We start from the raw sequence: 1,579 nt of genomic DNA, 5'->3' as shown, positions 1-1,579 counted from the left end.
AAAATAATTGAGAGGCTAGGACTTTTGTCCCAGCCTCTTTTTTGACCATTCACGACGATTTTCTGACCGATTCTGACAGAGAGCTACAAAGACTGTCCCTTTGAAGTATACTGTATACAAGATCAATAAGAAAAGAGGGATCGTATGTTTCAGGTAGCATCTATTACAAAATCATTTAAGGAGAAAGCTGTATTAAAGGGAGTGTCTTTTTCGATAGAAGAAGGAGACAAAATTGCCTTGCTGGGAAATAATGGGGCAGGAAAAAGCACCCTGTTCAACATTATCGCTGGGCAGCTCCAGGCTGATTCGGGGACGATAAAGACTTCGCTTGATTTTCAAAGGGAAATTGGGATGATGCCTCAGGGGGATCTGCTCATCGAGGATCTAACCGTCGCTGAATTCGTCGAATTAAAAAGCCGGATGAATCAGCTGAAGCAGGCTGATATCAATGGACTCTTAGAAATGGTCGAATTAAGAGAATCAAGAGAGCAGATGGTGGGAAGTCTTTCCGGTGGTCAAAAGAGACGCTTGTCCTTGTTGTTAACTATTTTGAATCATCCAAAGTTGATTTTTTTAGATGAGCCAACGACTGGCATGGACTTGGAAGCAGTGGATAACTTTTGGAAACTACTGGAGCAGCAAGAGTTTACATCTGTTGTGGTGACCCATGATTTTAACCAAATTGATGCCTTTTTTACAAAAGTCTTGATTTTAAAAGATGGTCGAATTGCTGCCGCAAAGTCTGTCGAGGACATTCACCAGGCTGGTCAAACCATTGAGCAGTATTTCCGGGAAGAGATGAATAAAGGAGGGGAACAAGCATGAAAAAGATTCAATTAAAACAAGTTTTACGAAATAAGCGCTTTGTATTATTCACCATTATTTTACCCATAGGCTGGTATATCTTCTTTTATCAGCTTCAAAAAGGGGTTTCGCCAAGTATTTTATTAGGTATTGCCGTATTTATCGGGGTCATTGGCAATAGCCTTGCAACCTTTAGTAAGCGGATCGCCTCAGATATTGGCTTTTATTCTTTTGAATCCCACTTTACAAGCTATAGTGTCAAGAACTATTTATGGGATCAAAGCATCGTACAACTGATTTTGAACAGCTTGATCTTTTTAGCAGTGCTAGTAGTTGCTGTTCTATGTTTTCACTTTCCAGTGACGACTAGCCTGTTGGTACAATTTTTCCTCTTATCCTTGATGGGGATCTACTTTAGCGTGATTGGCTTTGTTCTTGGGGTCAGGGTAGATGCTAAGACGATTGATACCATTGGCTTTCCTGTTATTATTTTGGCCGCTATGACCATTATTCCCTTTGATACGCTTGGCGCGAGTGGAGGATTTATGGACTTGGTTGTCAAGCTACAACGGGCTTTCCCAGGCTATTATTATACAAAGCTGATCCAAGATTTGACCGAGAAACAAACGATCGATGCCACCCAATTAGGACTCTTTGTTGCTGTATTTGGATTGAATTTGCTATTTTTCTATCTGCTCGTACCCAAAGGGAAAATGAGGAACTAAGAGCAGTTAAAAAGAGGCTGGGACAAAAGTCCTAGCCTCTCAATTGTTTT

2 protein-coding genes are annotated in these 1,579 nt (G+C 40.8%); both read left to right on the top strand.

Translation table 11 applies throughout. From position 1 onward, the window contains the following. Nucleotides 1-144: 144 nt before the first annotated feature. The gene (locus O3602_RS10150) at nt 145-825 is read left to right on the top strand and encodes an ABC transporter ATP-binding protein (RefSeq protein ID WP_371611638.1); all 681 of its coding nucleotides are present in this window, start codon (nt 145-147) and stop codon (nt 823-825) included. Continuing rightward, nucleotides 822-1,529, top strand: coding sequence for an ABC transporter (locus O3602_RS10145; RefSeq protein ID WP_155169378.1), 708 nt, complete (start codon nt 822-824; stop codon nt 1,527-1,529). Before O3602_RS10150 ends, O3602_RS10145 begins: the two co-directional genes overlap by 4 nt. Nucleotides 1,530-1,579: the final 50 nt, after the last annotated feature.

Source organism: Streptococcus sp. 27098_8_186, assembly GCF_041432055.1.
Classification (GTDB): Bacteria; Bacillota; Bacilli; order Lactobacillales; family Streptococcaceae; genus Streptococcus; species Streptococcus dentalis.
Note: the sequence above shows the minus strand (reverse complement) of the source record. Positions and strands in the feature narration are given on the sequence as shown.